Origin of the sequence: Microcoleus sp., from assembly GCF_049646505.1 — a bacterium.
GTDB lineage: Bacteria > Cyanobacteriota > Cyanobacteriia > Cyanobacteriales > Microcoleaceae > Microcoleus.
In genome coordinates, this window is record NZ_JBARVX010000126.1 from 1 (window position 1) to 5333 (window position 5333).

The 5333-nt window shown below is 46.7% G+C and carries 7 protein-coding genes; 2 read left to right on the forward strand and 5 right to left on the reverse strand.

Translation table 11 applies throughout. The features are described 5' to 3' along the window. Nucleotides 1–173 precede the first annotated feature (173 nt). A complete protein-coding gene (locus WBA89_RS07350; protein ID WP_424405186.1) occupies nt 174–320 on the forward strand; it encodes a hypothetical protein in 147 nt (48 codons plus the stop codon). Here WBA89_RS07350 and WBA89_RS07355 read toward each other — a convergent pair. Beyond that, nucleotides 313–1251: a nuclear transport factor 2 family protein gene (locus WBA89_RS07355; protein WP_424405188.1), complete on the reverse strand. Its 939-nt coding sequence runs from the start codon at nt 1249–1251 to the stop codon at nt 313–315. The genes WBA89_RS07350 and WBA89_RS07355 overlap by 8 nt on opposite strands. Before the next feature lie 212 nt (nt 1252–1463). Here WBA89_RS07355 and murG point away from each other — a divergent pair, with 212 nt between their 5' ends. Further along, nucleotides 1464–2528, forward strand: coding sequence for an undecaprenyldiphospho-muramoylpentapeptide beta-N-acetylglucosaminyltransferase (murG, locus tag WBA89_RS07360; RefSeq protein WP_424405190.1), 1065 nt, complete (start codon nt 1464–1466; stop codon nt 2526–2528). 70 nt (nt 2529–2598) lie between these two features. On the opposite strand, the gene ureG is transcribed toward murG, so the two are convergent. The 4 genes from ureG to WBA89_RS07380 all read right to left on the reverse strand — a co-directional run bounded on the left by ureG (nt 2599) and on the right by WBA89_RS07380 (nt 5325). Further along, nucleotides 2599–3195, reverse strand: a complete 597-nt coding sequence (gene ureG / locus WBA89_RS07365; RefSeq protein WP_424405192.1) for an urease accessory protein UreG — start codon at nt 3193–3195, stop codon at nt 2599–2601. Between the two features lie 371 nt (nt 3196–3566). Next, complete coding sequence (locus WBA89_RS07370) at nt 3567–4280, reverse strand: urease accessory protein UreF (RefSeq protein WP_424405194.1); 714 nt, start codon at nt 4278–4280, stop codon at nt 3567–3569. Between the two features lie 172 nt (nt 4281–4452). Then, nucleotides 4453–4890: an urease accessory protein UreE gene (gene ureE, locus WBA89_RS07375; protein WP_424405196.1), complete on the reverse strand. Its 438-nt coding sequence runs from the start codon at nt 4888–4890 to the stop codon at nt 4453–4455. A 72-nt stretch (nt 4891–4962) separates the two neighbouring features. Next, nucleotides 4963–5325, reverse strand: coding sequence for a zinc ribbon domain-containing protein (locus WBA89_RS07380; protein WP_424405198.1), 363 nt, complete (start codon nt 5323–5325; stop codon nt 4963–4965). Nucleotides 5326–5333: the final 8 nt, after the last annotated feature.

Below are 5333 nucleotides of genomic sequence, written 5' to 3' on the forward strand. Positions count from 1 at the left end.
GTTATTTGTTATTTGTTATTTGTTATTTGTTATTTGTTATTTGTTATTTGTTATTTGTTATTTGTTATTTGTTATTTGTTATTTGTTATTAAGCTGTTGCGGCAGTTAAATTGAATGTCAAAAAACATCTAAATCTTGTGGGGTGTCCCGCCCGCCCTGAACATACAATTTAAATGCGTGACAGCTTAGTTACTCGCTTGGGGCTACTAATAACTAATAACATTAATATTCACAGCCAACAGCCAACAGCCAACAGCCAACAGTCAACACTCAACACTCAACACTCAACAATTCCCATAACACCTATTTTTATTACTTGACAACCCGCAACCGCACGCTAACGGTTGCAATTCCGCCTTGCCGCATCAACACTGCTGAAATCCAGCGATTTTCCGGCGTAGCGGGAGCTGTACCTACTTTAAAAAGGCCTCCTGAATTCAGCAACTCCAGCTCGACTTCCGACGGGTTAAAAAATGTTTTTTCGGTAATCGGTTCCTCCAAAACAGTTCCTATTAAAATATCATCGCCGATCGGCTCTCGAACAATGGCATCAAAATGGTACTCTTCCCCTACCTTTACTTGCTCTGGCAAATTCACTTGCACTGTGGGAGGATTTTTACCAGAAGTAAGCTGAGTTTGTTCTGCTAAAATCTCTTGCTTAACTATTTTTTCACCTTCAAAATGCTGCTGAGAACGGATGGTTGCTTTGAGATTTAAGTCTATCCCATCCTTTTTCTGAGTGCCGGTAATTGTTGTTACAGTTTCAGCGACAATTGCGCTACCTTCGTTTTTCCAAGATTTGAGTTCGGTGCGGTAATTTAAAGTCGGATATCGCTCCCAGAGTTGGGTGAGGGCTTTTGCCATGACGCGGCTGTTTAAGCCGTCAGAATGAGTGAAATTCTGGCTGTAAAATGCCATGACTGCTTTGAGATCGCGCCGGTTGGCTGCTGCGTCAATTTCTGTTAGCAGTTTGGTGAGGGGGGCGGGCGCATTGGCTGGGGTTTGGACGATCGCCCCGGAAGTAGCCCCCATCGCCGCTACAGCAGTCGGATGCAGCACGCCAGCACTTACCGCTGTTAAGCACAACAACATTTGAGCGATCGACAGCCCGCAGTTAAAGCCAAAAACGATCGGGCGTTGGCGCAGCCCGCCCCTACGGGGGCTGCGCCAACGAAGAGGATCGGCTTTTTCGTCCCGACGGCTGCAAAAATACTGAGATACACTTGGCACTAAATTCAACAAATTACGCATTAGATGATACTTTGGTTATTTGTCAGGGGTCGCGCCACGGGCAATTGTTCGCCTGCAACGAAAACTGACAGCGGAAGGAGGGACACGGCACAATCTAATTTTAGATGCCTGATTGAAAATTGGCTGAAACTGCCGGAATTATAAGCATAATAATCTAAAAGCTCTAATCTAAAATCACTCTACCTGTGGAACTTGTAAAAGAGACAAATACCTTGACAAAAACCCCCCTGCGGTTGTTGGTTGCAGCTAGCGGTACCGGAGGACATTTATTTCCAGCGATCGCCACCGCTGCCGAATTGCACGACTGTCAGATCGAATGGCTGGGAGTCCCAGACCGCATGGAAACGCAGTTAGTTTCATCCCTTTACCCCCTCCACACGATCGCCGTCGAAGGCTTCCAGCACCGATTAGGACTCGGTACAGCGCGCATTTTGGGCGGACTGCTCGGCTCGATCCTTCAGGTGCGGAAGTTGCTCAAAGCAGGAAATTTTCAGGGAGTGTTTACTACCGGCGGTTACATCGCAGCACCGGCAATTCTGGCTGCGCGCTCTTTGGGTTTGCCGGTGATTCTCCACGAATCTAATGTTTTTCCAGGGAAGGTGACGCGGTGGTTTAGTCCTTTTTGCAGTGCTGTGGCGATCGGATTTGCAGCAGCAGCCAAACATTTACCCCGCGCGAAAACCGTGGTTGCGGGTACACCGGTGCGATCGCAATTCCTCGCGCCGCAACCTCTAAAGTTATCAATTCCTGACAGCGTACCTGTAATTTTAGTCATGGGCGGTTCTCAAGGTGCTGTCGCAGTCAATCAGTTAGTGCGCGAATGTGCTCCGGCTTGGTTTGAGGCTGGTGCTTGGATAATTCACCTCACCGGAAATAATGACCCGGATGCTGAGAGTTTGAAACACGAGCAATATTTGTCAATGCCATTTTACGACAATGTGGCGAGTTTGTTGCAGCGAGCAAATTTAGCAATTAGTCGATCGGGCGCAAGTGCTCTGACAGAATTAGCTGTTACCGGAGTACCTTCTATTTTAATTCCTTATCCTCACGCCGCTGACGACCACCAAAGATTTAATGCCGAAGTATTTGCCGCATCAGGAGCCGCCACAGTATTCCGTCAAAGCGAACTCACAGCAGAAGTATTGCAAAGCAAAGTGCTGTATCTGTTAAAAGATTCCGAATATTTGGCCAAAATGTCTCAAGCTGCTTCTGAACTAGCCGTGAGAGACAGTGCGGAACGTTTGGCAAATTTGGTCAGGGAATTGGTGGTGCGGTGATATTTTTTAGGAATTTTAACCGCAGATGAAGGCAGATGAACGCAGATGAACGCAGATGAAGACTGATGTTTTACACGATATGGGAGTGGATGAAGTTAACTACTGATTCTAATCCTTCTTTTGTCTTCAGGTTAGTAAAAACAAAAGGTTTCTCCCCGCGCATCTTTTTAGCATCCCGTTCCATCACCGTCAAATCTGCACCCACAAAAGGCGCGAGGTCTATCTTATTAATCACTAATAAATCCGATTTAGTAATTCCCGGCCCGCCCTTGCGCGGAATTTTGTCCCCCGCAGCCACATCGATTACATAAATTGTCAAATCTACCAACTCCGGGCTAAAAGTTGCCGCCAAATTGTCGCCGCCGCTTTCGACAAAGACTAAATCTAAATCAGTGAATTTGTGTTCTAACTCTTCTATAGCTACCAAATTGATCGAAGCATCTTCGCGGATGGCTGTGTGGGGACAGCCGCCGGTTTCTACGCCCAAAATTCGATCGCTCTCCAAAGCTTGACTCCGAACCAAAAACTGTGCATCTTCCTGAGTATAAATATCATTAGTAACCACAGCAATCTGGTACTGCTGTCGCAGCGCCTTGCACAAAGCATCAAGCAAAGCAGTTTTTCCCGAACCAACCGGGCCAGCAATTCCTACACGAAAAGCACTCATAATTATTTTGGTAATTGGCCAAACAGGGCATCGGCCAAACAGGGCATCGGGCAAACAGGACATCGGGGATGGGAAGTGGAAAGTTCAAACATTCTTCCCTCGGACTTCTTCCGACGGACTTACATCCGTTACATCCGTTACATCCCGTACATTGCTCGTTGCCGAACTTCCCTCTTCCTGATGACGTTGTACGGAAAGCAGTTGCCAGTTGTCAGTTGCCAGTTGTCAGTTGCCAGTTGCCAGTTGTTACCAATAACAAATGACTAATGACTAATGACTAATGACTAATGACTAATGACTAATGACTAATGACTGATGACTGATGACTGATGACTGATGACTAATGACTAATGACTAATGACTTCCAATGTTCAACTGCGAAACAATCGAGTGTACTGAGTTTCATGGGCCATGCTAGCCAGTCCCAATCCCCAACTACAACTAGCAAGATCGTCATCTTCTAATTGTAAAACTTTTTGCGCCGTAGAGTTAATTTGAGAATGCAAATCTAACAGCAACTGCTGGCCTGCAGTTTGACCCAAAGGAATCAGTTTCACGCCCGCACTCGCCAAATTTGCAGCCCAACTGTACAAATATCCTACCACGGCCGCTTCCTCTTCAATCTGCCAGTTGGCCGCCGCTATCCCAAAGCCGATCGCAAAATTGCACGGATTGCCGCCAACTTCCACCAAATCTTTTACACTTGTGGTTAACCCAGAAGGTACTGGCGATTCCCTGCAGGATAGCTTCGCTTCACGCAAATCCAGCAGCAACCTCACCAAAGTCCGCCCCATTTGCCAACTTTGCAAGCGTAACTCTTCACTTTCCTTAGCAGCAGTCGCCCAAGCATTCCAGTAACTCAAAGCCCTCAAATCCCCAATTTTTGCCGCCCTCAAAGCCCGTACCGCCACAGCAGCTTCTACTCGCACCGCCCCGAATTGCAGCGAATTTTCCAACCAATTCCTCAAACTAATCTCGCTGTCGATCGCACCCGCTGCTACCAGACTTTCAATTCCCTCAGAATAACTATAAGCTCCCACGGGTGCAAAAGCTAACTGCAACAAATATAAAAGTTGATTGTTCACTGTTATTTGTTATTTGTTATTTGTTATTTGTTATTTGTTATTTGTTGTTTGTTGTTTGTTGTTTGTTGTTTGTTATTTGTTGTTTGTTATTTGTTGTTTGTTATTTGTTGTTTGCAATGCCCGATGCCCGATGCCCGATGCCCTGTTTGGCCCATTCCCCATTCCCCAATACCTAATGGCTGTGGCCGTAAGCGCCCGTTTCCGGCTGAAACGGTACAATTTCCTCTATAACTTCCAAACCCATTTTTTCCAGCATTCCCTGCAAAACAGAGTCGGGAGAAAGCCTTAAATAATTATCGGCAACTTCTAAAGCTACGTGACGGTTTCCTAAATGATAAGCCGCCCGCAGCAGTAGCAGCTTAGTCGATGCCCGCGCTGTGATTACCGGTTCGGGTTTGGCACTTACCAGTACCAAACTGCTACCGTCTTCCGATTGCAATAAATCTCGATCGCGCAGTACCGTACCTCTGGGCAAACTCAGTTGCAGATTTTCCCCCGTTTCCGTCTGGAATCGGTGGCGGCTGCGAGTGCGCTCTTCGGCTGTCATCGGTAAAATAAAGCTGACAACAGCATCGGGATTTGCAGGCAAATGTTTTGTGAAAGTTACCATTTTTCTATTTTATTCCTCGGAGCAATCAACCTCACATCTAGTTTGTTGAGGAATATCTTTGTCAACTACCCATCACCAAGCGGAGTACCGCCGGAGGTGTGGGCTTGCATCTGGACTCCACCGCAATTCTGAGAATCTAGAGAGAATCTCAGCTTTAGTTTCACGGCCCGACACATCAGGGGATGCTGACAAACTCCCCGTACTCGTCCAGTCTTGCCGAACAAGCAACGCTCTCATTGCAATATTTCGCGCACCAATCAAATCAGCGTGAAGCTCATGTCCGCAACATTCGCATCGAAACAATAGTCCTTTGTTTGGTCTATTAGCATCCGAAGTATGCCCGCATTTAGAGCAACTTTTCGACGTGTAATGAGCCGGAACTTTCGTTGCTAACGAACCATTTAGATTAGCCTTATAGTCGATATACCCGTGCAATTCGGCAT